Raw genomic sequence first — 24047 nt, forward strand, 5'->3', positions numbered from 1 at the left:
ACCATGAAATAGCCGCTCATTGACCGTCATACCCATCAAGCTGGGATCGTGCTGCTCATCCATAAATGCAGGGTGGCACAGCCGAGCCCCAACGCCAACGTTTTATGGGTTCACGGCCTAGTTCCCGGCGGGCCGAAATGGGTCGCCTGTCCGCGGATCGGCACGAGCGGCGAGCCGAGCAGACGGTCAAGGCCGATTGCCGCCGGATCGCCGAGATTCCTGGCATAGCGGACATATGGGGTGAGCGATGGCGCGTCCTTTTCCGCCTGCAAATCGAGAAGCGGGAGCTCGGCTGCGCGCGCTTCGGTAAACCCGAAAGCGGCAAGCAGCGCGAGCAGGTGGAGGATGGCGCGAAATCGGTGTGGCATGATTGACGTTCGTCGCCATCTGTTAAGTCAAAGTCAAATTTCATTGAAATCAATATGGTGGCGTGTCGCCGCGGTTTTCCGAGCCTGGCAAGACGAACGTCCCTCACGAAACCGGCGACCCTAAAAAACATTGGGTAGACGCTCGCTCCCGCGGTCCCCTAGCTGGCCTCGTAAAGGTCGAAGGCGAGGCGTCATTCGGCCATGCGGGGCGCATGAACATGGTGGAGGGTTATACACGGTGACGCTGCGCGTCCGCCGGCACCCCTTCGCGCACTATGGTGAACCAAGGGGAATTCCAGATGATATCGAATAATTCAAAATCGCGCCTGCTCGCGACGAGCGCGATCGCCGGACTTTCGATCCTGCAACTGGGCGCTGCCGCCCATGCGCAGGAACAGACCCCCGCTTTCGGCGTACATGTGGACCAACCCGGGACGGTCGAGATCAATGTCGGCGAGGACGAGGAAATCGTTGGTAACGACATCGGTATCTACGCGGATAATGGCACAGTCATCGTCGACAATGCCGGGACGATCCGCGGCAACGGCTTTTCGCCTGCGGGGCTGAACAGCCGGCCAGCCGGTGGCATCGTCATCGCGCAGCCGGGGGCGTCGATCACCAACGGCGGGACGATCAGCGGTGCGGCAAACGGGATCGCCACGTCCTATTTCTTCAGCGAGGATGAAAATGGCGACAATCTGCCGCCGGCGGCGCTCGCCGCCGACACGGTCGTCGTCAACAGCGGTCTGATTAGCGGGGAAGGCGGAGCGGGCGTGTCGCTCGTCGGCGGCGGCAGCGTCACCAACGATGGCACCATCCGCGGCGCCAATGGCGCGCCGGGCAGCGGGATCAACGGCATCGGCGTCGCGATCGCCGAATTTCCCGACCGGATCGCCGAGGGGGTTGCGGGCGTCGGATCGATCGTCAACAACAGCGACGGCGTGATCGAGGGGCAGACGTTCGGGGTGGTCCTGTCGGGCGGCGGAACGATCGAAAACAGCGGCATCATCCGCACCACGGGGCAGTTTAATCCGGCCATTCCGGGTGCCCAGACGCCGATCGCCATCGTGATGGGAGCGACGCCGGCCCAGGAAGGCCGCAGCGCGACGTTGACCAACACGGGTCTGGTGCAGGGTTTCCTTGGCATCGTCGCGACGGGGTCGCTCGAAACCGTAACGATCGAAAACAGCGGCACCATCAACGGACAGGTACTGGGTATCCTGGGCTCATCGGCCGGGGCGCTTGTCATCGACAATACCGAGGACGGCCAGATTCTGGCCGGGGGCAATGCGGTTACGGCCGGAACCAGTACGCTGACCCTCACCAACGTCGGGCTGATCCAGAGCCAGAGCCAGATCGGCGTCAACATCCAGAGCGCCGATGCCGTCATCAACAACAGCGGCACGATCAGCGGCAAGACCTTTGGAATTACGACGAACGCGCTTCAGACCGCGCCGGGCGTGTCGGTGCATGATGCCGTCAATACCGCGGTAACCAACAGCGGGCTTATCCGCGGCGAGACCGACGATGGTGTCCGCCTGATCGGTGGCGGCAGCGTCACCAACAGCGGCACGATCGAAGGCGTCGCCAGCACGCCCTCGACGCTCGCCGACGGCGTGTCGATGTTCAGTTTTGCCGGGCAGGATCTGTCGGGGGTCACGGCCATCGGTACGATCGCGAATAGCGAGGACGGCACGATCCGGGGCGATCGCTTCGGCGCGATCATTTCGGGCGGGGGCGTCGTCGAGAATGAAGGGCTGATCAACGGCAATACGGGCGGCCTCTATATTCAGACTAATACCGTGGAGGAAACGGGCAAAACCGCGTCGGTGACGAACAGCGGGACGATTTCGGGTGGCAATGCCATCACCTTCGGCGGCAACCTCGAATCGTCCGAACTCGTTAACAGCGGCAGTCTCGTGGGGACGACGGGTTATGCTGTCGCCAACGGCTCGTACGGCCGCCTCTCGATAGTCAATTCCGAAGACGGAGTGATCGAGGGTGCAACGATCGGCGTCCACGACGACGAAGGAGGCATTGATCTGGTCAACGCGGGTACGATCCGCGGCAATGGCAATTACGACGGCTTCGACGCGTCGCCCCATGCCGGCGTCACCCTCGCGGGGGCTCCATCGACGATCGACAACAGCGGCACCATCTCGGGCGCCGGCGCCGGTATCACCACGGCCTATTATTTCAACCCCGAAACCGGACAGCTTGAGGGTCGCGCGATCGATACCGAGATCGTCAACAGCGGCACGATCGCAGGCGAGAGCAACGACGGCGTCCGCCTGATCGGCGGCGGCAGCGTGACCAATTCGGGCACGATCAGCGGCGCCGGCCGCGTCGACGCCGACGGCGTCTCGATGTATGGCTATGCCGACCAGGCGAACGAGGATTATGCGGCTAGCGTGACCAATCAGGACGGCGGCTCGATCGCCGGGCAGCGCTTCGGCATCATCCTGTCGGGCGGCGGTTCGGTCGATAACGCGGGCGAGATCGTCGGCGTCGTCGGCGGCATGTTCATCCAGGGGACCGCACTCAACAGCGCGCCGGGCGAGGATCGCAGCGGGCTGACGGCCAGCGTCGTCAACAGCGGGCTGATCCACGGCACGGGAGACCTGGGCGGCAGCGGCGGCGACGGCTATGGCGTGGGCTTTGGCAGCGACATGTCGAGCGCCACGCTCGAAAACAGCGGCACGATCCTCAGCGACTTCGGTGCCGCGGTTTCGCAAGGATCGCGTGCCGACGCCATCGTTACCAATCTGGAAGGCGGAACGATCGAGGGCGCGACGTCGGGCATCTATTCCAATGCGACCGGGACGCTCGCGGTGGACAATGCCGGGACGATCCGCGGCAACGGCAGCTACGACGGCTTCGCCGCCGCGCCCGACGCCGGGATCACGATCACGACCGCAGCGTCGAGCGTGAAGAACAGCGGCACCATCTCGGGCGCGGGCGCAGGGATCACCACCGCCTATCAATTCGATGACGATATTGGCGATCTGGTCGGCATCGCGATCGGAACCACGGTCGAGAACAGCGGCACGATCAGCGGCGAATCGAACGATGGCGTCCGTCTGATCGGCGGCGGCACCGTAACCAACAGCGGCACCATTACCGGTGCGGGGGCTTCCTTTGCCGATGGCGTGTCGATGTACGCCTATGACGGACAGGATGGCGAGAGCTTTGCGGCCAATGTCGTCAACAGCGCGAGCGGAACGATCGGTGGCGACCGGTTCGGTATCATCCTGTCGGGCGGCGGCACCGTCGACAATGCGGGCACGATCACCGGCACCACCGGCGGCGTCCTCATTCAGAGCGACCTTGCCGATACGCCCGGCCTGCTCGGCAATTTCATCAACAGCGGGACGATCACCAGCACCGATGGCGCGCCGATCATTGCCCATGTCCAGTCGAACGTCACCAATGCGGGCACGCTGAGCGGCGGAAATGGCGTCGCAATCCAGCTCGATGCGTATGACGATGTGGTGACGCTGAACACCGGGAGCGCCGTCGATGGCCTGATCGATGCCGGGGCGGGCGAAGACAATCTGGTGCTCGATGGCGACATCCTTGAACTGACCGAGGCGCAGCAACTGACTGCGGTATCGGGTTTTGAAGCGCTGACGGTCGCCGCGGGCTATTGGTCGACCAGCGGCATGGTCGGCGAATTCGGCAACGTCGTGATCGATGAAGGCGCTGCGTTGCAGGTCAATGAAGTGGTTGGCGAAGACGGCGCGGAATCGCCCATCCTTACCCCGGCGGTGACGACCAACGGCTTGCTCGTGCTCAACTTCGGCGACGATGAGACCGTCTCGAACCTTGACGAACTGACGATCAGCGGCAGCGGCAAGCTGCAGTTGATCGGCGATGCGGTCTTTACCGTCGATACCGATACGGTGGCGCACACCGGCGGGACGATCGTGTCGAACGGCGGCCTTGTCCTCACCGGCCTGCTTCAGGGCGATGTGAAGACCGAGGGCGACGGCTTTTTCGAACTCGGCGCGGGCGGCACCGAAGGCAGCTTCGCGGGCGACATCGTCAACGACGGGCGTTTCGTTTTCAACCGTTCGGACGACTACGACTTCCTCGGCGCCTTTTCGGGTAGCGGTACGCTCGACAAGCTGGGTGATGGCACGCTGACCTTCATGGGTGACTATGGCTTCCAGGGCGTGACCAACATCTTCGGAGGCGCGGTGCGGATCGGCGGGACGATCGACCCCGGTACCGACTTCAATCTGGGTGAAGGCGGGTCGCTCGACATCACCGGAAAGGACCAGACGATCGGCGGCCTTGCTGGCGAGAGCGGCGCCCAAGTCGTACTCGGCGACAATCAACTGACCGTCGATCAGGACGACAACAGCGAATTTGCCGGCACCATTTCGGGAAGCGGCGGCTTCGTCAAATCGGGCGACGGCACGCTCAACCTGTCGGGCGACAGCGATTATACCGGCCCGACGACCGTCGATGGCGGCAAGCTTGCCGTCAACGGTTCGATCGTCTCCGACGTCACCGTCAATGCGGGCGGCGCGCTGGGCGGCAACGGCAGCGTCGGCACGACGACGATCAATGGCGACGGCAAGTTGACGCCGGGCAATTCGATCGGGCGCCTTACCGTCAACGGCGATCTCAATTTCGCAGCCGGTTCGGTCTATGAGGTGGAGGTCAATGCCGCGGGTGCGGGTGACCGCGTCGATGCGACGGGCCTCGTCACCATCGACAGCGATGCGAGCGTGGCCGTGCTTGCAGAGGACGGCGACTATAACGGCCGCACCGACTATGTGATCCTGACGGGTGCGGGCGGGATCGACGGCACCTTCGGTTCGGTGACCAGCGACCTGGCCTTCCTCGATCCGCTGCTGCGTTACGGCGCCAATTCGGTGACGCTGTCGCTCTATCGAAACGACGTCGATTTCGCCGACGTGGCGATCGGCTTCAACCAGGCCAGCGTTGCCGCGGCGGTCCAGTCGCGCGGCATCGACGATCCGCTGTTCGAAGCGGTGGTCAACCAGAATGCCGCCGGCGCGCAGGCCGCCTTTGGTGATCTCTCAGGTGAAATTCTTGCCAGCACGCTCAGCGGGCTGACCGACGATAGCCGGCACCTGCGCAATGCGTTGTACAGCATGTCGGGTCCGGCCGAGGCCGGCCTCTTCCTCTGGGGTTCGGCCTTCGGCGGCTGGGGCGATTTCGATGCCAAGGGTGGACGCTTTGGCATGGATACCGACCACAAGGGCTTCGTTACCGGCTTCGGCTATGGCGGCAACGGCTTCGCGGCGGCAATCTCAGCAGGGATCGGCGACAGCGATTTCCGTCTCGGCGGCCGCAACGACCATGCACAGGCGGACAGCAAATATCTGGCCGCGCATGTCAGCTATGGCACGGGTGAGGGCGCTCGCGCCGCCGCCGGCCTTGCCTATGGTTGGCACGATATCGACACCAGTCGTTCGATCAGCGTCGCGACGCTGGCGCAGACGCTGACGTCGAAGCGCGATGCGGACACGATGCAGATCTTCGGCGAACTTGGTTATGACGTGCGGATGGGCAACCTTGCACTGACGCCCTTCTTCCGTCTCGCCCATGTCCGCACCAAGAGCGACGCCTTTGCCGAAGCCGGCGGCAATGCCGCGCTTTCGATCGCGGCGGCGAAGCAGGAAACGACCTTCGTCAGCCTGGGCGGCCGCGCACGGTTCAACATCGGTGAGGGCTTCCAGCCCTATGTGTCGGCCGCGTGGAACCGGGCTTCGGGCGACCGCGGTGCGCCGGTGGCCGCGGCCTTCACCACCGGGGGCGGCAGCTTCGCCCTGATCGGCACGCCGATCCCGAAGAATTCGGCCGAGATCGAAGCGGGCTTCGATTACAGCGCGGGCAATTTCCGGATCGGCGCCGCCTATAGCGGCACGCTGGCCGGCGATCGCAACACCCATGGCGCACGCGTGACCGCGCGGATCGCCTTCTGATCATTCTACCCCGATCAAAGGCAACATGCAGCTGGGGCCGGAGCAGGGTCAAAATGCTCCGGCCCCGATTGACAATAGACGATATTCGAAGCTCGTCGCGACCCCGAGCGGAGAATGGGTTCACGGCAGTGATTGTCGGGAATCCGAAAGGGCTCGCCCTCGGGCGAGCCCTTTCTTTGTTGAAAGGAGCTGGGTCTGGTGCCGCCTAGCGCGAAACAGCATGTCGCCGGCGAGCCGTTACGCTGGACAAATCCTACCGGCGGATCCGGTCGCCATGACGGCGAAGCGGTTTCTGTGCAGCGCTCAAAGCCGCCTGGCCGCAAATCTCCAACTCGAGCCGAATAGCAGCGGGACGGCAACGCTCCCGATTTCGGTCGTTCAGCTGCTCCATCAATGATGCCAGAACCCGCCGTTGGCTCGCTAGAACCGGGCAATATGATGACTGGAACCAGCTTGGCCATTGGTGGTCGAAACCTGCGCTAAAGGCCCGGTTTCACGCTGGCATTGCCATAACCTCATGCCTTCAGGCAAAAATATCGTGTCGCCAGGGAACCGGGCGGTGGACATCGGGGTATTCCCGGCGAGCTTCAAAACGATAAGGGTTTGAGTGCTTTCCACCGGGCCGCGCTCTCGCGCGGTCCGGACTATCTTCGGCAATTCTTGCGTCTAAAGTTGGCGTCGTCCGACATCCGCATCGAGCGGCGCGAGCGGTTTTATATTCGCATCGGAGAAGGCTCCGAGATCGTCGGTGCGGCGGCTTGTGATGGTCATTCCCTGATCGACCCGGCGTAGGCGATATCCGTCCGAACAGAGATGTAACTTGTCCTGCATTTGGCTTTGCGAGACCCGCTTTTCATGAGCGGCCGCACGGATACCGAAAGGCAGTGGCCGGCCGCCGGGATTGGTGGCTCGAATGGGACCGCGACTGTCTTATCTGGAGCGGGTTCGATTACTGCCTCGATGCCGGCGAAGGCGTCGACGATCGCCTTCGCATGCGCCAAAGCCGATCGGTGAGGCTCGACGACAAAAGAAAAGGGGCCGGTTTGCACCGGCCCCCTTCGTATTTCCGTATCGCCGCCGCGATCAACTCGGGATGATCTGGAGGTCCAGATGGTCCGAATCGAAGCCGTTCTCGCCCGGAACCGCGGCGATCGGCCGTTCGCGGATTCGCGGGCCGGTTGCGCGGCTCAGCACTGCCTGGCCTGAACCGTTGAGCAGGATTTCGTCGCTGCCGGCGATGATGCGCGTCCCGACGAGAGTGCCCGGTGCATAGCTGACGATCAGCTCATAACCCGTGGGCGCGTTGCAATATTCGCGGAACGAGCCGAGCGACACCGCGTCGCCCTCGATCGCGCCGAAGCCGGTCAGTTGATGATTGACGGTGCAATTGACCGCCACCGTCGCAAACAGGTTAAAGCCGTACGAGGCGGCCAGCGCCGTCGTCGGTACTGCCACGAGCGCGGCGCCCGCGAGAGCAATCCAAAGTTTCCGTTTCATTCGCCACCCTTTCCGCCCGAATTGGCCGACGTGTTGGATGGTGATTAGCCGCGCACATCTAATATTCAGTTAAGTGCCGACGCGAAGAGGCGCCGGGAACCGGCGCTTTCTGCGCATGAAGATCGGAAATTTAAGTGCTTAGCGCGCGGTGACGGAGATCGAGATCACGTCGCTGTAGGTCCCGGCGCGGCGATCGCTGACATCGCCAATGATGAACTGGATCGGCAGCGAATCGCGGCGGTAGCCATTGCCGGTCGGCCCCGACAGGCGGCTGGTGCCGGCCAGATTCACCGCGGTTCCGCCCACGGCGATTGTATAGGGCACCGTCCAGTCGCTGGCGCCGAGGCGCAGCTTGCCCGAATTGGCCGAGGTCACCTGCAGATCATATTGACCGGTGCTGCTGACGCGCAGCTGCAGCGGCACGGGCGCCACCCCGGTACGCAGATCGCCCAGGTCGACGACGGCGTGGCCGTCGCTCATCGAATAGGCGCCCGACAGGCCCATGCGCGCCGACGGCAGCACCTCGAGGCCGAGAACGACCTGCGTCCCGCCGAGCGACCGGAAGCTGCGGTCCTGCGCCTCGATGCTGACGTCCTGGGTGAAGGTGCCCGAATCGCGGACGTCTTCGGGATTGGCGACGAGCTTGTAGAGAAGCGTCTTCGATTCATTGGGGGCCAGCACCAGCTCGCGCTGCGAAGGCGTGCGCAGCGAGCGGCCGGCGCGCGGCGTCACATCCTGCGAATCGGTGAGGTTGACGAGCGCATAGCCGATGCGCTTGCCCGTCCCCTTCGACAGGCCGAACGGCGGCTGCGACAGGTCGAACAGCGGCGCAAAGCGGCATTCGGACCCGCCGTCATTGATATAGGTGACGCTGAACGTCCCTTCGGGCAGCGAGCCGCCATAGGGATCGTAGCCGGAGATCATCCAGCTCGTCGGCGCGGCGTTCATCCGCACCATGCAATCGGTCGGACGCGCCGAATTGGCCGACTGGGCAAAGGCGGGAGCGGCCATCAGCGTGGCGGCGAGCAAAAGCGATGCGCGAAGCATGGAAGCCTCCTATTTGAACGAGCCCGACTTCACGGTACCGAGATTGACGAGACCGGTCGTATCGGCCGGAACGGTAAATTCGAATGCCCTGTCGACCGTGCCGTTGGGACCATAGGTTTCGACAAGATAGCGGCGGCCGGGCAGCAGGTTCGATACCGCAAAGCGCCCGACCGAGTTGGTGAAGAAGGGCGTCGGCTGCGGATTGTCGCCTTCCTTGACGTCGAGCAGCGTCACGCGCCCGCCGACCAGCGACACCGGCTTTTCGGGGGTGAGCATCAGCGTGCCGATCGCGCTCGCAAAGGCGTCGGTGCCGATGCGCGCAGCATAGCCGCTTTTGTAAGGCGGATGGACGCGGAACACGCCCGGGCCGGTGTCATATCCCGGCGGCGGGTCCTGGACGTCATACTGCACCGACTGGGTGGTGTAGGAGCCGAGGAAATTATGCACCGCCGCACCGAGCGAACCGCTCCGCGCGATATAGTCGTTCTGCGCGAGCGACTGGCCGACGACCACGTCGCGCTTGCCCAGATTTTCATGCGCCTTGAGCAGCATGAAGCTGTCGTTGATGCGGCGCCCGATGCCGAACATGCCGTCGGCATAGGCCAGCGTCGTGCCGACGCGCAGCGTCGTCACATTGACGTTGGCGAAGTTCGAAATGTTCGGGCCGAAGGCGGCGTGGCTGATCGCGGCGTCGAAGCGGTTGGCCGTATAGGTCGCATAGCCGGCGGCCTGCGCGGAATTGTCTTGGCGCGTCAGGACGCCGCCGAAGCCGACGCTATTGAGCTGGTTGAGGCCGCTCTGATTGTAGGAAAGCTCGGCCAGATTGTCGCGGCTTTCGTAGCGCGCTTCGGCGCGGCGGCGATAATCGGGCTGGAAGACCAGGCCGGCGACGACACTGAAGCCATTGTTGCGCGAAAAGGAGGCCGGATATTTCGCATATTCAACGCCGGCGCGGAACGTCCATTCGCGATCGAATCGGTAATAGCCAGTGGTGCCGATGCGATAGCTGTCGCCCAATGTGCCGCGCCCCTTGATGTAGGATGCGGTCGAGGTCGTCAGGAATTTCTGGCTGAACTGGTGCGTATATTGCGCCGACGCGGTCACCGAAGTCGTGTTGATGCCAAGGAGGTTGCCGAGCGTTGCGAAATGCGGCGACGTGTAATCGACGCGCAGCGTCATGCTGTCGGACAGGCCGCCGCGATCGAAGAAATGTTCGTAGCTGACGCCCGCGGCAAAGCCGGTGCCGACATCCTTCGAATGGCTGCCCGCCGCATCGAGCAGCAGGCGGCCACCGTTGCCGAGCACGAACTGCGTCTGGCCGGTCAGCGTCTGGACATCCTTGCTCGCCTGCAGGCCGACGCCGATGGCGGGGGCGTTGACGAACGCCTTGCGGAAAAAGCCGGTAAAGGCGACCGGACCCTTATAATCGGGGGCATAGCCGAAGTTTCTGCTCGTCGGCCCCAGGAAGGCGCCATATTCATAATCGCCCGGGTCGAGGTCGATCGGGTCGAGATATTGCTGATACGACAGATCCTGGACCGCGCCCGTATTATCGGTGACCTGGATCTGGATGTCGTTGCTGCCCGCGACGAGCGGCAGCGAGCTGAAGTCATAGCGGCCCGGCTGCAAGCGCAATTCGCGATAGAGCGAGCCGTTGCGCAGGAAGCGGACGGTCGATTCGCGCTGCAGGATCAGTTGGCGGTTTGCCTGGAGAATCGCCGAGCGAAAGGCGTTGAAGCGCCGCTGCTGACGCAGCACGCCGACGCCGCCCATCTGGACATAGGCCTGTTGCCCGCGAATTTCGGGGTCGAGATCGCCGATGAACCAGCGGCGATAATCCTCGGGCTGGTCATAGACGAGGCGCGCATAGTTGCGGTGGAATTTATAGCTGTCGCCCCCCGACAGGCTGATCTGCTGGCCGATCTGCGCATCGCCTTCGAAGACGAAGTCACCGACGCGCATCGCACCGTCGAAATTGATCGTCGGCGGATCGGTGTTGTTGCTGCCTTCCCAGAGGTAGGACTGGATGAGGTTGAGGTTGAGATAGGCCGAAAATCCCGCCGGTTGCAGCGAGATATCGTCCATATCTTCCTTGGGCGCCGCGAAGAGGTCAACCGTCGATCGCTGATCTGCCGATACCTGAACGACCACCACCGCGAGCGTGCTGGGGTCATAAGTCAGCGCGACGCCGGTTTCGGCAAGGTCGTCGGGGCCGAATTGCGTCTTGCCCGCCAGATGCGCGGCCAGCTTGGCGTGCGCCTCGTCATTGAGGATGGGTTTCAGCAGCTTGAGGAAGGTTTCAGTGTCGAGCTGGAAGCGGTCGTCTGCGGTCAGCCGCATCGGAATGTCGCCGAGGCTGCGGCTGAGAAAGGTCAGCGGCACCGTCATTTCGATGTCGCGGTCGTAGGGATTGATGTCGGGCCGGCCGTAGGGGCCCATCGGCACCTGCGGCATTCCGAGATCGGGCTCGGTCGGCGTCGGGGCAGGCGTCGGCGTGCCGGGCAGCGGGATGCTGGTCGGCGGCGGACTCTGCGCTGGTGCCGGCGCAGGCGTCGGTTGAACTGTCCCCGGCCGCTGGGGCAAGGGAATAGAAACCTGCGCGGCGGCGGTGCTGGCCCAAAGGGCCGGCAAAGCGACCGAGCAGACGGCCGCCCGCAGCCTCATTTTGCGAAGGTCAGCTTGATCGGGCCGGGGCCGAAGCCCGGGACCGGCAGGTTGAAGGTGCGCTCGCCCTGCGCCGGGACATAGCCGGTGCCGACGACGCGTGCCAATTCTTCGGGCGACACATCGACGCGCAGGAATTTGCCGTCGCGGTCGGTGCCCTCGAGGTGCCAAGCAAAATTTGCCATCATTGCATGGCGGCGGCCGTCGTTGCGCAGCGTTACCGCGACCCCGTCCTGCAGCGGCGGTTGTTCGGTCGCGCCGGGCAGCGCGGGCGGCTGGTAATTGACCTGGTGCGCCGATGCTGCCTTGACGTCAGGCTTGGCACCCGGCGGGGCGACAACGACGAGTGCGCGCATCGTATAGAGCACCTGCACCTGCGCCGAGGCAGCGTCCTTGCTCCCGGGCTCGAACGGCACGGGAAGCTGTTCGACAGAGACATAATAAGCCTGCGACGTCGGAATTTCGGGGTCGCCCACCCATTGCAGGCGGATCACTTGGCGTCCGCCGGGGGGCAGCGCGCCCTGCGGCGGGAAGACAAGGAATTTGTCGTCGGCCGGCGTTTCGGTAATCTTGCCGTCCTTGTCGATTTCCATGCGAAAGACGCGCGTCTGGAAAGCGAGCTTGCCGGCGTTGATATTCTGGACTTCGACACGGGCGACGGTGTTGCTGCCGTTCGATTCCATTTCGACGACCATCGGCGAAACGCGCATGGCGTATGCCGCGGGGACAAGAATGAACAGCGCGGCAATCGCCGCCAGCAGCGCCTTCGACTGGCGCTTCAGCACGGACAAGATAGCCATGATTCCCCTTCCCCCCTGCATTTCCCGGAATAATTGCATTAATTCATGAAGAAAGGGGAAAGATTGCTCTTCCCCCTTTCCCTGTGGTTACGCCACGAGCTTAGAGCGCGCTGAGGACCAGCGTGGTCGAACCCGCGTAGTTGCCGGCGACCAGACCCTTGTTCGTGATCGCCGGGGCGTTGAAGTTGATCGTCATGTTCGAACGCCACGCACCCTGCTGGATGGTGTTGCCGAGCTGCGACGTCGAAACGGCGAGCGACTGGCCCGTGCCGCTGGTGACGGTGTTCACCGAAACGCCGGTCCAGGCAGCCGTGACGCTGTACGGGATGTTCGCCTGGAATTCGTCGGTGTCATAGCCGCCGGCAGCGCTGTTCACGAGACCGTTGACGTTGTTCTTCGTGATCGAAACTTCGTTGTTGAAGTTGCAACCAGCGGTCAGCGTTTCGATGTTGGCGAACGCCGGGCCGACCATTTCGAAGGCCGAGTTGACGTTTTCGTTGTTGCCGGTGCGGACGCCGATCACGCCGAAGTCGATGTTCGTAGCGTTCGAGTTGTTGCCGGCATAGAACGAGCAGTCCTTGTTCACCGAACCCGTGAGGTTGAACGTCGTGGTGACGGTCGGGGTCGCGCTTTCGCTGTCGCTCGGCGCATCGGCGACGGCCGTGTAACGGGTGCCGACGCCACCAGCGATTGCAAACTCGGCAAGACCCTGCGCGATAGCGCCACCGAACCCGGTGGGGTTGGTGAGTTGGATACCAGCAATGTTATAGTGACGCTGATTGGTCTGCGCAGCGGCCGGCGAAGCGATGCCGACAAGAGCGATGGCGGCAACGGCGCCGGTAAGAATCTTTTTCATAACCTTCTTCCCTCATTTTTGAACCGCGCCCCCGTCGCGGGGAGGCGGCTGTTCATATGCACCGGCTGGTCGGAGAACCCAGGGGGTCGGTGCCACCCCAAGGGCCTGATCCGTCCGCGAAGTCGCCCCTCGCGAAGGAATTTCGTCAGATTGGAGACACGGTGATCGTGATCGTCTCCGAATATTCGCCTGCCAGCAGCATCCCGGCCTCACCCGTAGGCTGACCCAGTTCGACCGCCAGCGTCATGCCGTCGGTGGCGATGCCGCCGTTGCTGGAAATCACGCCGCCGGCCTGAAGCTGGGCGCTGCTGAAACTTTTGCTGATCGTCTGCGACGACGGGAACCGCACCGGCATCTGCACCGCCAGATTATAAGGCAGCTTCCCGCCATAGGGGCCCTGGCCGTTCGGCATGGTGGAGTGCGTCAGTGCGCCGCTGGCGCCCTTGATCGTCATCGTAAAGGGGACGTTGCAGTCAAAGGCGACGCGCGTCTGGATGCCCAGCCCGCGGCGTTCGAGATTGCCGAAGTCCATGTCGCCGATGCTGCCGATGCCGCAATGTTCGCGAATCGACCCGCTGACCGCGATGTCGATCGACCGGGCGTTCTCGATTTCGCCCGCGAAGGCGGGCGAAGCGAATGCGAACGCAGCAAGCGCGATAAGCAGCGGACGCATGGCTCTCCCCTCAAAAAACCTAGAACGGCTTTCGACCGGCTCATTGGCGGTCTCGGGCACTGGATGCCCGGGGAAGTCGCGACCCGACTAACCCCCCTTTCCGTTAAGAGGGATTTAATACGATGGTTCAGTTAGATGTGAACCCTCAAAATGGCATCTTGGCAAGATTCGACATTGCCGATGCCATTGGAAGGATTGAGAATTACCGGATTTGCGGGGATTTCGAGGGTTAATCCGAAAATCGGCTCTGCGGATCACCTTTGCGGCCGTCCTGATATGAAACAGCGGCGGTTAACTTCTTAACGAAAAAGTGAACGACATTTGACGCCGTATCGGTGCTCTTCTGCGCCGCGGCGGGGCAAGCGTGCGGTGAGTCGCGGCAACAAAGCGCGGCTTTCGGCCGTTTCTGTCGGTCGCCATTCCGGTTTGCGGGGTGCAAGAACAGAAAGTCGCCATGTCCAGCCTGCCCCGGCGTGCATCCGCGCCCCGAAGTCCCGCGAGACCGTCCGCCGGCCCCTTCGCCTGCGTCCCCGGCTCGCCCCAGTTGCCGCACGAATCGGATGAGACGAGCGTGCGCATTAACCCCTCGCTTACCCTGCGCTGCGACAAGCAGCCGCCTATGGTCATTCACGGAACGATGGTTGAGCCCCCCGCGGGCGAAGGGCAGCAACGGGCGGATCGCCTGCGTCTCAATCTTGCGGTGGCGGGCGCGGTGGCGCCCGGTCAGGGCACGGAGGTTATCGTCCACAATCTGTCGGTCAGCGGCGTGCTGATCGAAACCGCCGCCGATCTTACGATGGGACAGGATATAACGATCGCCTTGCCCGAGGCCGGCGACGTCGTCGCCGCGGTCGTTTGGCAGAGCGAGCGGCTCTATGGCTGCCGCTTTCGCCAGCCGCTGTCGCGCGCGGCGCTCAGCGCGGCGCGGCTGCGCAATCCGCTCCCCTCCGATTTCGATCCCGCCGACCGGGCTGAAGCCGACGCCGCTGCCGATGCTGAGGAGACGCTCGGCGCGCGGCTGCGGCGGCTGCGGCAGGCGCGCGGGCTGAGCCTCGCGGGGCTCGCCCAGGCGGCCGGTCTCAGCAAGCCGAGTATCTGGGCGTGGGAAAATGGCACCACCGCGCCGCGCCGCACGAGCCTGCTCGCGCTGGCGCGTGCGCTCGACGTTCCCGAGCAGCAGCTGAGCGGTGTCGCCGCGATGGTCGGCCTGCGCGCCTCGGCGCGTGCCGAGGCGGATGCCGAGAGCGACATGCTGAAAATGGAAATTGCCGCGGCACGCCGCCGCATCGCGCTCGCCGCGGGTGTCGATGCCGACAGCGTGCGGATCATGATCGAACTGTAACGCTGCCGCGGGCGGCTCAGGCTTACGCATCGGGTGCCCCGCCCTCTTCCTCGCGGCGCAACCGGCGCGCCAGCCGCTCGTTGCGGATCGCCGCCTCGCGGAGCCGCCGCGCCAGAAACGGGTCGTCGCTCGCGTCGGCCTTAAGCCGCGCGACCCGGGCGAGTTGCTCGTAATAAATGGCGTCGCGAATCGGTTCCACGCCGCCTCGTTAGCATGATCGCCGCCCGCGCCAGCAGCGACCGCCCTCGTAACTGTCGCCTTTTGGGACAGGGATGGATCTAGGCTGCCGTGTCGGGGCGCCAGCCGCGATAGAAGGTTTCGACCGCGGCCTCGACGTCGGCCTGCAGCCGCTCGACATCGTCGGGGTCGGTCATGCCTAGGATCGCGAACTGATAGAGTCCCGACTGGCAGAGGCCCGAAAAATGCTGGACGGCGCGCATCGGATCGCCGGGGCGCAGTTCGCCGCGCGCCATCTTCGCCGCCACCCAGTCGGCGGCGCGCGCCTTGCCCCTGCGCGGCCCGCGATCATAGAATGTCTTAGACAGGTGCGGAAAACGCTCGGCCTCGCCGACGACCAGGCGAAACAGCGACAGTAGGGGCGTCGCGGTCAATTTGGTCATCAGCACATTGCCGAACCGGCGCAGCACGTCGGGCACCGGCTCGTCGAGCGGCAGGTCGATGGCCAGCGCGTCGCCATAGCGTTCGACAATATCGTCGACCACGGCTTCGAACAGATCCTCCTTCGACGGGAAATAGGTCCACAGCGTGGTTTTCGAGCCGCCGACCTTGCTGGCGATCGAGGACATGGTGGTGCCGGCATAGCCATTGGCAAAGAAGAGTTCGCGCGCGGCATCGACGAACGCCTTGCGGCGCGCGGTCGCGGCGTCATCCATCACAACCGTACTGCCTGGTATCATTTCCGTTGACAAGCCATCCTCCGAAGTCCAATGGCGCATGATACCAGCTAGTATCGTTGGAAGCCATGCCCCGATCATTTTTCCTCTCCACCGTGGTTTTCGGCCTGTTGGCGGGCTGTGCGAGCGTCCCCGATCTTGGGCAGAAGCCCGCGCCGGTCGCCGCCGCGGCGCTCGATTCGCAGGCGACACTTGCCGATCAGGCGGGCGCCTGGCCGGTCGAGGGGTGGTGGCAGCGCTTCGGCGACCCGCAGCTCGATGCGCTGATCGATGAAGGACTGGCGGGATCGCCCGACATTGCGGCGGCGGCAGCGCGGGTCCGCGCCGCCGAGGCGCTGGCGCAGCAGGCGGGGGCGGCGTTGCTCCCGCGCGCCGGCATCCAGGGCAGCGCAGGAGGCGTCCAGCAGAGCAAGAATATGGGAATCCCGCCGGCTTTCGTGCCCGACGGTATTCAGGATACCGGCAGCATTGCCGCGACCTTCGGCTTCGATCTCGACCTCTGGGGCAAGAACCGCGCGGCGCTGGCGGCGGCCACGTCCGAAGCCGAAGCGGCGCGCGTCGATGCTGCGCAGGCGCGGCTGATGCTGACGACCGGGATTGCCACCGCCTACGCTGATCTGGCGGGCTATTATGCCGATCTCGACGTCGCGCAGGACGCGATCCGTATCCGCGGCGCGAGCGCCGACCTGTCGGTGAAGCGCACCGCCGCCGGGCTCGACAATCAGGCGACGCAGCGGCAGGCCGAAAGCCGCGCCGCCTCGGCGCGCGGCGATGTCGCCGCGATCGAGGAGGCGATCGCGCTCACCCGCAACCGCCTTGCCGCCCTGCTCGGCGCCGGACCCGATCGCGGCCGGAGCATCGCGCGTCCGGCGCTCGCCGCGCCGTCGCTCGCACTGCCGCCGCAGGCGGGGATCGACCTGGTCGGCCGCCGGCCCGACATCGTCGCGGCCCGGCTGCGGGCCGAGGCGGCGGCGAAGCGCATCGACGTCGCGCGTGCCGCCTTTTATCCGAACATCAACCTGTCGGCGCTCGTCGGGCTCCAGTCGCTCGGGCTGTCAAACCTGTTCAAGACCGGGTCCGAATATGGCAATGGCGGCGCCGCGATCAGCCTGCCGATCTTCGAGGGCGGGCGGCTGCAGGGCCAGTATCGCGGGGCGCGGGCCGATTATGACGGCGCCGTCGCCAACTACGACCGCACGCTCGTCGCCGCGCTGCGCGATGTCGCCGACATCGTCGCCAGCCGTGACGCCATAGCGCGCCAACTTGCCGACCGGCGCGACGCGCTGAAGGCCGCGGCCGACGCCGCCAACCTTGCCGGGATGCGCTACCGTGCCGGCCTTTCCAACCAGCTTGCGCAGCTCACCGCGGAGGACAGCCAGGTCGCGCTCGCGCGCGCGGTCGCCGACCTCGAAGCGCGCCGGCTTTCGCTCGACATTGCCCTGATCCGTGCCCTGGGCGGCGGATTTACGGCCGCATCGCCAACAGGAGACAAGCAATGACCGATACTCCCGCGGTCGACAGCGAAACCCCCGCCGCCGCCGAGGGGCGCCCGGCGACGCGCCGCAAGGCGCTGCGCATCCTTGCGCTCGTCGTGGTGACGATCGCGGCGCTGTGGGGCATCTGGTATTTCCTGACGCAGGCCGGGCGCGTGTCGACCGACAACGCCTATGTCGGCGCCGATTCGGCCGCGGTTACCGCGCTCGTCTCCGGCCCGGTCAAAGAGGTGCGCGTCAGCGGTACCCAGGCGGTGAAGAAGGGCGATATCCTCGTCATCCTCGACGATGCCGATCAGCGCATCGCGCTTGCCGATGCCGAAGCCGCGCTGCGGCAGGCGCGCCAGCGCTATGGCCAGGCGAGCGCCAATGCCGATGCCGCGCGAGCGCGCGTTTCGGCGCGCGGCGCCGATATCGCGCAGGCCCGCGCGCGGCTGCGCGACGCCGATGCGGCGGTGGCGAAAGCGCGTGCCGAACTCGCGCGCCGCGAAGGCCTTGCCGGAACGGGTGCGGTGTCGGGCGAAGAATTGACCGCGGCGCGCACCGCCTTTGCATCCGCCAGCGCGACGCGTGATCTTGCTGCGGCGGCGATCGCTTCGGCCGAAGCGACGCGCGGTTCGGCGAGCGGCGATCTTGGTGCCGCCGAAGCGGTGGTGCGCGGCACGACGATCGAGACCGCCCCCGATGTTGCCGCGGCGCAGGCGCGGCTCGAGAAGGCGCAACTCGATCTTGAGCGCACGATCATCCGCGCGCCCGTCGCCGGCATCGTCACCAATCGTCAGGTCCAGGTCGGCCAGCGGATCGCGGCTGGCGCACCGATCATGGTGATCGTTCCGATCGCCACCGCCTATGTCGACGCCAATTACAAGGAAAGCCAGTTCCGCAAGATCCGCATCGGCCAGCCGGTCGAGCTCACCTCTGACTATTATGGCGGCGATGTCGTCTATCACGGCAAGGTGATCGGGATTGCGGGCGGCACGGGCGCCGCCTTTTCGCTGATCCCCGCCCAGAATGCGACGGGCAATTGGGTGAAGGTTGTGCAGCGCCTGCCGGTGCGCATCGCGCTCGATCCCAAAGAATTGCAGGCCCATCCGCTTCGCGTCGGCCTGTCGATGGAAGCGACGATCGACACGCGCGGAAAGTGAGCTGAACGATGGCCAGCGCCGCCGCATCCGCTGCATCGACACCGGCCGGGCCGCAGCCGCTGAGCGGCGTCAAGCTGCTCGCCGCGGCCTTCGCGCTTGCGCTCGCCAATTTCGTCGTCGTGCTCGATTCGACGATCGCCAATGTGTCGGTTCCCCACATCGCGGGCGGCCTTGCCGTATCGCCGACGCAGGGAACCTGGGTGATCACCAGCTACGCCGTCGCCGACGCGATCAGCGTCCCGCTCACCGGGTGGCTCGCCGCGCGGTTCGGCACAGTGCGCTGGTTCATCGTGTCGATCGTCGGCTTCGGCATCTTCTCCTTCCTGTGCGGCATTTCGCGCACGCTCGACGCGCTGATCCTGTTCCGCGTCCTGCAGGGGCTCGCGGGCGGGCCGCTGATGCCGCTGTCGCAGATATTGCTGCTGCGCATCTTTCCGAAGGAAAAGGCCGGTGTCGGGCTCGCGATCTGGTCGATGACGACAACGACGGCCCCGATTCTGGGGCCGATTCTGGGCGGACTGATCAGCGACAATTGGAGCTGGCCCTGGATTTTCTTCATCAACCTGCCCGTCGTCGCGGTCTGTGCCTTCGGCGTCGGCAGCATGCTCGGCGCGTTCGAGACGAAGAAGGCGAAGATGCGGATCGACATCGTCGGCCTCATCCTGCTCGTCCTGTCGGTCGGGTCGTTCCAGGTCATGCTCGACACCGGGCGCGAGCACGACTGGTTCGGATCGGCATGGATCGTCATGCTGGCGATCGTCGCCGCGATCAGCTTCGCCGCCTTTCTGATCTGGGAGCTGACCGACGCCAATCCGGTGGTCAATGTCCGGGTCTTCCGCTTTCGCGGCTTCAGCTTCGCGACCGTTGCCATCTCGCTAGGCTTCGGGGCCTTTTTCTCGCAGGTCGTGCTGACGCCGCTATGGTTGCAGCAGGTGGCGGGTTACACCGCGACCGAAACCGGCTTCATCGTCGCGTGGATCGGCTGTTTCGCGGTGCTCTTCTCGCCATTGGCGGCGGGGCTGCTGACCAAGATCGACGTGCGGATCACCGTCTGCGCGGGCATCTTGTGGATGGCGCTGATGTCGATCCTGCGCGCGCGCTGGAATACCGACGTCGATTATTGGAGCCTCGCTTTGCCGCATCTGCTGCAGGGGATGGGCATGCCCTTCTTCTTCGTCGGGCTGACCGCGCTGGCGCTGAGCTCGGTACCGGCGAAGGATCAGACCTCGGCGGCCGGCCTGATGAGCTTCCTGCGCACGCTGAGCGGCGCGATCGGCACAGCCATCGCGACAACGGCGTGGGACGATGCAAGCCGCGTATCGCGCGCCGAACTGGTGCCCGCGCTCAACGGCGCGGCCGAGACGATGGACAAGATGCAGAATGCCGGGCTGACGACCGAACAGGCGCGCGCCGCGCTCGACCGGATCGTCGATGTCCAGGCCTCGACGCTCGGTGTGCTGCATATCTTCCTCGCAGCGGGGACGGTCTTCGTCATCGCAGCAGCGGCGGTGTGGCTGATCCCGCGGCCCAAGACGATCTCGATGGGCGCTTCGCACTAGCTCCGATCGGGCTTCGCACCGGCGGACAGCCGTGCTAGGCGCGCGCCCATGCTGACGATCAACAATCTGACCGTGCGACTGGGCGGCCGCACCATTCTTGACCGCGCGAGCGCCAGCCTGCCGCCGAAAAGCCGCACCGGGCTGATCGGTCGCAACGGTGCGGGCAAGTCGACGCTGATGAAAGTGATGATTGGCGAACTCGAAGCCGACGACGGCGGGATCGAAATGCCGCGCAAGACGCGTCTCGGCTATATCGCGCAGGAAGCGCCGAGCGGCAGCGCGACGCCGTTCGAAACCGTGCTCGCCGCCGATACCGAACGCGCCGACCTGCTCGAACGATCAGAGATCGAATCCGACCCCGACCGGCTCGCCGACATTCACGAGCGACTGATCGCGATCGACGCCTATACCGCGCCAGCGCGCGCCGCGCGCATCCTGATCGGTCTCGGCTTCGAAGAGGATATGCAGGGGCGCCCGCTCGACAGCTTTTCGGGCGGGTGGAAAATGCGCGTCGCGCTTGCCGCGCTGCTCTTTTCGAACCCCGACCTGCTGCTGCTCGACGAACCGTCGAACCACCTCGACCTCGAAGCGACGATGTGGCTCGAAAGCTTCCTGCGCGCCTATCCGGGGCAACTTGTCGTGATCAGCCATGAACGCGACCTGCTCAATAATGTCGTCGACCATATTCTGCATCTGGAAGGCGGGAAGGTGACGCTCTACGCCGGCGGCTATGACGCGTTCGAGCGCCAGCGCGCCGAACGCGCGGCGCAGCTTGCGGCGGCGAAGGCGGCGCAGGACGCGCAGCGCGCCAAATTGCAGGACTATATCGCCCGCAACAGCGCGCGCGCCTCGACCGCGAAGCAGGCGCAGTCGCGCGCCAAGCAACTCGCCCGTATGCAGCCGATTGCGGCGATTGCCGACGATCCGAGCCTGGTGTTCGATTTCCCGAGCCCCGGCGACGAACTCAAGCCGCCGCTGATCACGCTCGACCTTGCCAGCGTCGGCTATACGCCCGGCGCGCCGGTGTTGCGCCGCCTGAACCTGCGTATCGATCCCGACGACCGCATCGCGCTGCTCGGCCGCAACGGCAACGGCAAGACGACGCTGGCGCGCCTGCTCGCGGCTCAGTTGAAGCCCGAAGAGGGCGGCATGGCGGTCGCCGGCAAGATGCGCGTCGGCTATTTCACCCAATATCAGGTCGAGGAACTCGACGGCGCCGATACCCCGCTCGGTCATATGACGCGCGTGATGGCGGGCAAGACCCCCGGCGCAGTGCGCGCGCAACTGGGACGCTTCGGCTTTTCGGGTAACAGGGCGACGACCGAGGTCGGCAAGCTGTCGGGCGGCGAGCGGGCGCGGCTCGCGCTCGCGCTGATCACGCGCGAGGCGCCGCACCTGTTGATCCTCGACGAACCGACCAACCACCTCGACGTCGATGCGCGCGAGGCGCTGGTGCAGGCGCTGAACGGCTTCGAGGGCGCGGTGCTGATCGTCAGCCACGACCGCCATATGCTCGAACTCTCGGCCGACCGGCTGGTCCTCGTTGATGACGGAACGGCGCGCGATTTCGACGGCAGCATGGACGATTATGTCGCGTTCATTCTCGGCAAGTCGCCGTCGGGCGACGATGCGAAGGCCGCGCCCGCGAAGCCGAAGGATGCAAAGGCGGCGCGGCAGGAAGCGGCAAAAGCCCGCGAAGCCCAGGCGGCATTACGCAAGACCGCCAAGGATCATGAGGCGCGCGCGGCCAAGCTCGCGCAGCAGGTCAGCGCGATTGACCGCGCAATGTTCGACCCCGCGAGCGCCGAGCCGGCGCTTGCCAAGCTGACGATGGGTGATCTCGCGCAGCGCCGCGGCAAGCTCGCATCCGAGCTGGAACGCGTCGAGGCGGCATGGATGAGCGCGCTCGAGGCGATTGAGGAAGCGGCGTAGTCGCTGCGACGAGAAGCGTCGCCCGAGCGCAGGCGACGGTCTATCTGAAGCGCCCCGGCATTGACTCGCGGTCCGCGATCCATCATAATAGTTTCAATTGAAACCACATTAAGGGACTGACCATGGCCGACCTGTTCGACAATCCGCTGGGCCTCGACGGCTTCGAATTCGTCGAATTTTCGGCGCCCGAAAAGGGCATGCTCGAACCGGTGTTCGAGCGCATGGGTTTCACGCGTATCGCGCGGCACCGCTCGAAGGATGTGGCGCTTTGGCGGCAGGGCGACATCAACCTGATTGCCAATTACGAACCCAAATCGCCCGCGGCCTATTTCGCCGCCGAGCATGGCCCGTCGGCGTGCGGCATGGGCTGGCGTTGCCGCGACGCGGCGAAAGCCTATGCCGAGGCGATTGCGCGCGGGGCCGAGCCGGTCGAGGTCAAGACCGGCCCGATGGAACTGCGCCTGCCCGCGATCCGCGGCATCGGCGGCTCGATCATCTATCTGATCGACCGCTATGGCGACGGGCTGAACATCTATGACATCGACTTCGTCTATGAAGATGGCGTCGACCGCTATCCCGAAGGGGCGGGGCTGAAGGTGATCGATCACCTGACGCACAATGTCTATGGCGGGCGCATGGCGCATTGGGCGGCCTTTTACGAACGCATCGCGGGCTTCCGCGAAATCCGCTATTTCGACATCAAGGGCGAATATACCGGTCTGACCTCGAAGGCGATGACCGCCCCCGACGGCAAGATCCGCATTCCGCTGAACGAAGAAGGCGCGGGCGGTGGCGGCCAGATCGAGGAATATCTGCGCGCCTATAATGGCGAGGGCATCCAGCATATCGCCTTCAGCTGCGACGATCTCTACGCGTCGTGGGACAAGCTCAAGGCGCTCGGCAATCCCTTCGCGCCGTCGCCGCCCGCAACCTATTACGAGATGCTCGCCGACCGCTTGCCCGGCCATGGCGAGCCGGTTGATGACCTCAAATCGCGCGGTATCCTGCTCGACGGATCGACGACCGAGGGCGATCCCCGCCTGCTGCTCCAGATTTTCGGGCAGACCGTGATCGGCCCCGTTTTCTTCGAGTTCATCCAGCGCAAGAAGGATGAAGGCTTCGGCGAGGGCAATTTCACCGCGCTGTTCAAGTCGATGGAACTGGACCAGATCCGCCGCGGCGCGCTCAATGTCGAGGAGCCCGCCGAATGACGAGTCCGATCAAATTGGGCGGCGTCCACCACGCCGCCTATCGCTGCAAGGACGCGAAGGAGACGGTCGAATGGTATGAGGCCATGCTCGGCATGACCTATACCACCGCCTTTGCCGAGGATCATGTGCCCTCAACCGGCGAATATGATCCGTACATGCACGTCTTTCTCGACGCGGGGAACGGCAATATCCTTGCATTTTTTGAGCTGCCGAACCAGCCCGACATGGGCCGCGACGAAAATACGCCCAAGTGGGTCCAGCACCTCGCCTTCAAGGTCGGCAGTTATGACGAGCTGGTCGGCGCCAAGGCGCATCTCCAAGCGAATGGCGTCGATGTGCTCGGTCCGACGCATCACGGCATCTTCAAGTCGATCTATTTCTTCGACCCCAATGGCCACCGCGTCGAACTGGCGTGCGACATCGGCACCGACGAACAATATGCCGAACTCGCGCGCGTCGCGCCGCTGATGCTCGAAGAATGGAGCCGGACGAAAAAGGCCCCGCGCCACGCCGACTGGCTGCATCAGGCCGCGAACGAGTAGTCTAATCTAAAAGGGCCCGTCATTGCTTCGCTTTGCTCGCAATG

Annotated in this window: 17 protein-coding genes; 8 read left to right on the forward strand and 9 right to left on the reverse strand. The window is 64.7% G+C overall.

The features are described from left to right. Window positions 1-110: 110 nt before the first annotated feature. Window positions 111-368: a hypothetical protein gene (locus L0963_RS00005; RefSeq protein ID WP_062901522.1), complete on the reverse strand. Its 258-nt coding sequence runs from the start codon at window positions 366-368 to the stop codon at window positions 111-113. 299 nt (window positions 369-667) lie between these two features. On the opposite strand from L0963_RS00005, the gene L0963_RS00010 reads away from it, so the two are divergent. Continuing rightward, complete coding sequence (locus L0963_RS00010; RefSeq protein WP_062901523.1) at window positions 668-6328, forward strand: autotransporter outer membrane beta-barrel domain-containing protein; 5661 nt, start codon at window positions 668-670, stop codon at window positions 6326-6328. Between the two features lie 1083 nt (window positions 6329-7411). Here L0963_RS00010 and L0963_RS00015 read toward each other — a convergent pair. From L0963_RS00015 to L0963_RS00040, 6 genes are all read right to left on the reverse strand, one after another. Further along, on the reverse strand, window positions 7412-7825 hold the full coding sequence (locus L0963_RS00015; protein WP_234178390.1) for a hypothetical protein: 414 nt from the start codon (window positions 7823-7825) through the stop codon (window positions 7412-7414). 138 nt (window positions 7826-7963) lie between these two features. Continuing rightward, window positions 7964-8872, reverse strand: coding sequence for a hypothetical protein (locus tag L0963_RS00020; protein ID WP_062901526.1), 909 nt, complete (start codon window positions 8870-8872; stop codon window positions 7964-7966). A 9-nt stretch (window positions 8873-8881) separates the two neighbouring features. Then, a complete protein-coding gene (locus tag L0963_RS00025) occupies window positions 8882-11455 on the reverse strand; it encodes a hypothetical protein (protein ID WP_234178391.1) in 2574 nt (857 codons plus the stop codon). 77 nt (window positions 11456-11532) lie between these two features. Further along, complete coding sequence (locus L0963_RS00030) at window positions 11533-12336, reverse strand: fimbrial biogenesis chaperone (protein ID WP_234178392.1); 804 nt, start codon at window positions 12334-12336, stop codon at window positions 11533-11535. A gap of 100 nt (window positions 12337-12436) precedes the next feature. Further along, the gene (locus L0963_RS00035) at window positions 12437-13192 is read right to left on the reverse strand and encodes a hypothetical protein (RefSeq protein ID WP_234178393.1); all 756 of its coding nucleotides are present in this window, start codon (window positions 13190-13192) and stop codon (window positions 12437-12439) included. 145 nt (window positions 13193-13337) lie between these two features. After that, window positions 13338-13865, reverse strand: a complete 528-nt coding sequence (locus L0963_RS00040; RefSeq protein WP_234178394.1) for a hypothetical protein — start codon at window positions 13863-13865, stop codon at window positions 13338-13340. Between the two features lie 637 nt (window positions 13866-14502). Between L0963_RS00040 and L0963_RS00045 the strand changes: the two genes are divergently transcribed. Then, complete coding sequence (locus tag L0963_RS00045; RefSeq protein WP_234178395.1) at window positions 14503-15207, forward strand: helix-turn-helix domain-containing protein; 705 nt, start codon at window positions 14503-14505, stop codon at window positions 15205-15207. A 22-nt stretch (window positions 15208-15229) separates the two neighbouring features. On the opposite strand, the gene L0963_RS00050 is transcribed toward L0963_RS00045, so the two are convergent. Further along, complete coding sequence (locus L0963_RS00050; RefSeq protein WP_186401581.1) at window positions 15230-15406, reverse strand: hypothetical protein; 177 nt, start codon at window positions 15404-15406, stop codon at window positions 15230-15232. A 79-nt stretch (window positions 15407-15485) separates the two neighbouring features. After that, a complete protein-coding gene (locus L0963_RS00055) occupies window positions 15486-16100 on the reverse strand; it encodes a TetR/AcrR family transcriptional regulator (protein WP_062901532.1) in 615 nt (204 codons plus the stop codon). An 89-nt stretch (window positions 16101-16189) separates the two neighbouring features. Between L0963_RS00055 and L0963_RS00060 the strand changes: the two genes are divergently transcribed. The 6 genes from L0963_RS00060 to L0963_RS00085 all read left to right on the forward strand — a co-directional run bounded on the left by L0963_RS00060 (window position 16190) and on the right by L0963_RS00085 (window position 24003). Continuing rightward, complete coding sequence (locus tag L0963_RS00060) at window positions 16190-17620, forward strand: efflux transporter outer membrane subunit (protein WP_062901533.1); 1431 nt, start codon at window positions 16190-16192, stop codon at window positions 17618-17620. Continuing rightward, a complete protein-coding gene (locus tag L0963_RS00065; protein WP_062901534.1) occupies window positions 17617-18759 on the forward strand; it encodes an HlyD family secretion protein in 1143 nt (380 codons plus the stop codon). The genes L0963_RS00060 and L0963_RS00065 overlap by 4 nt, the downstream gene beginning before the upstream one ends. Window positions 18760-18767: 8 nt before the next feature. After that, a complete protein-coding gene (locus L0963_RS00070; RefSeq protein ID WP_186401582.1) occupies window positions 18768-20318 on the forward strand; it encodes a DHA2 family efflux MFS transporter permease subunit in 1551 nt (516 codons plus the stop codon). 48 nt (window positions 20319-20366) lie between these two features. After that, window positions 20367-22250, forward strand: a complete 1884-nt coding sequence (locus L0963_RS00075; protein WP_234178396.1) for an ABC-F family ATP-binding cassette domain-containing protein — start codon at window positions 20367-20369, stop codon at window positions 22248-22250. 122 nt (window positions 22251-22372) lie between these two features. Further along, window positions 22373-23461 carry a 4-hydroxyphenylpyruvate dioxygenase gene (gene hppD, locus L0963_RS00080; protein ID WP_062901537.1) on the forward strand — a complete coding sequence of 363 codons (1089 nt, stop codon included), beginning with the start codon at window positions 22373-22375 and terminating at the stop codon, window positions 23459-23461. Beyond that, complete coding sequence (locus L0963_RS00085; protein WP_062901538.1) at window positions 23458-24003, forward strand: VOC family protein; 546 nt, start codon at window positions 23458-23460, stop codon at window positions 24001-24003. The genes hppD and L0963_RS00085 overlap by 4 nt, the downstream gene beginning before the upstream one ends. The last annotated feature ends 44 nt before the right edge of the window (window positions 24004-24047 follow it).

It is taken from the genome of Sphingopyxis sp. NFH-91, assembly GCF_021401285.1.
In the GTDB taxonomy this organism is placed as follows: Bacteria; Pseudomonadota; Alphaproteobacteria; order Sphingomonadales; family Sphingomonadaceae; genus Sphingopyxis; species Sphingopyxis terrae_A.

Bases quoted from the DNA above. Each gene is read 5' to 3' on its own strand.
- L0963_RS00070 (WP_186401582.1), top strand. From the start codon at position 18,768: ATGGCCAGCGCCGCCGCATCCGCTGCATCGACACCGGCCGGGCCGCAG.
- L0963_RS00040 (WP_234178394.1), bottom strand. From the start codon at position 13,865: ATGCGTCCGCTGCTTATCGCGCTTGCTGCGTTCGCATTCGCTTCGCCC.
- hppD (WP_062901537.1), top strand. From the start codon at position 22,373: ATGGCCGACCTGTTCGACAATCCGCTGGGCCTCGACGGCTTCGAATTC.
- L0963_RS00055 (WP_062901532.1), bottom strand. From the start codon at position 16,100: ATGGATGACGCCGCGACCGCGCGCCGCAAGGCGTTCGTCGATGCCGCG.
- L0963_RS00035 (WP_234178393.1), bottom strand. From the start codon at position 13,192: ATGAAAAAGATTCTTACCGGCGCCGTTGCCGCCATCGCTCTTGTCGGC.
- L0963_RS00085 (WP_062901538.1), top strand. From the start codon at position 23,458: ATGACGAGTCCGATCAAATTGGGCGGCGTCCACCACGCCGCCTATCGC.
- L0963_RS00005 (WP_062901522.1), bottom strand. From the start codon at position 368: ATGCCACACCGATTTCGCGCCATCCTCCACCTGCTCGCGCTGCTTGCC.
- L0963_RS00020 (WP_062901526.1), bottom strand. From the start codon at position 8,872: ATGCTTCGCGCATCGCTTTTGCTCGCCGCCACGCTGATGGCCGCTCCC.
- L0963_RS00045 (WP_234178395.1), top strand. From the start codon at position 14,503: ATGGTTGAGCCCCCCGCGGGCGAAGGGCAGCAACGGGCGGATCGCCTG.
- L0963_RS00010 (WP_062901523.1), top strand. From the start codon at position 668: ATGATATCGAATAATTCAAAATCGCGCCTGCTCGCGACGAGCGCGATC.
- L0963_RS00065 (WP_062901534.1), top strand. From the start codon at position 17,617: ATGACCGATACTCCCGCGGTCGACAGCGAAACCCCCGCCGCCGCCGAG.
- L0963_RS00015 (WP_234178390.1), bottom strand. From the start codon at position 7,825: ATGAAACGGAAACTTTGGATTGCTCTCGCGGGCGCCGCGCTCGTGGCA.
- L0963_RS00075 (WP_234178396.1), top strand. From the start codon at position 20,367: ATGCTGACGATCAACAATCTGACCGTGCGACTGGGCGGCCGCACCATT.
- L0963_RS00060 (WP_062901533.1), top strand. From the start codon at position 16,190: ATGCCCCGATCATTTTTCCTCTCCACCGTGGTTTTCGGCCTGTTGGCG.
- L0963_RS00030 (WP_234178392.1), bottom strand. From the start codon at position 12,336: ATGGCTATCTTGTCCGTGCTGAAGCGCCAGTCGAAGGCGCTGCTGGCG.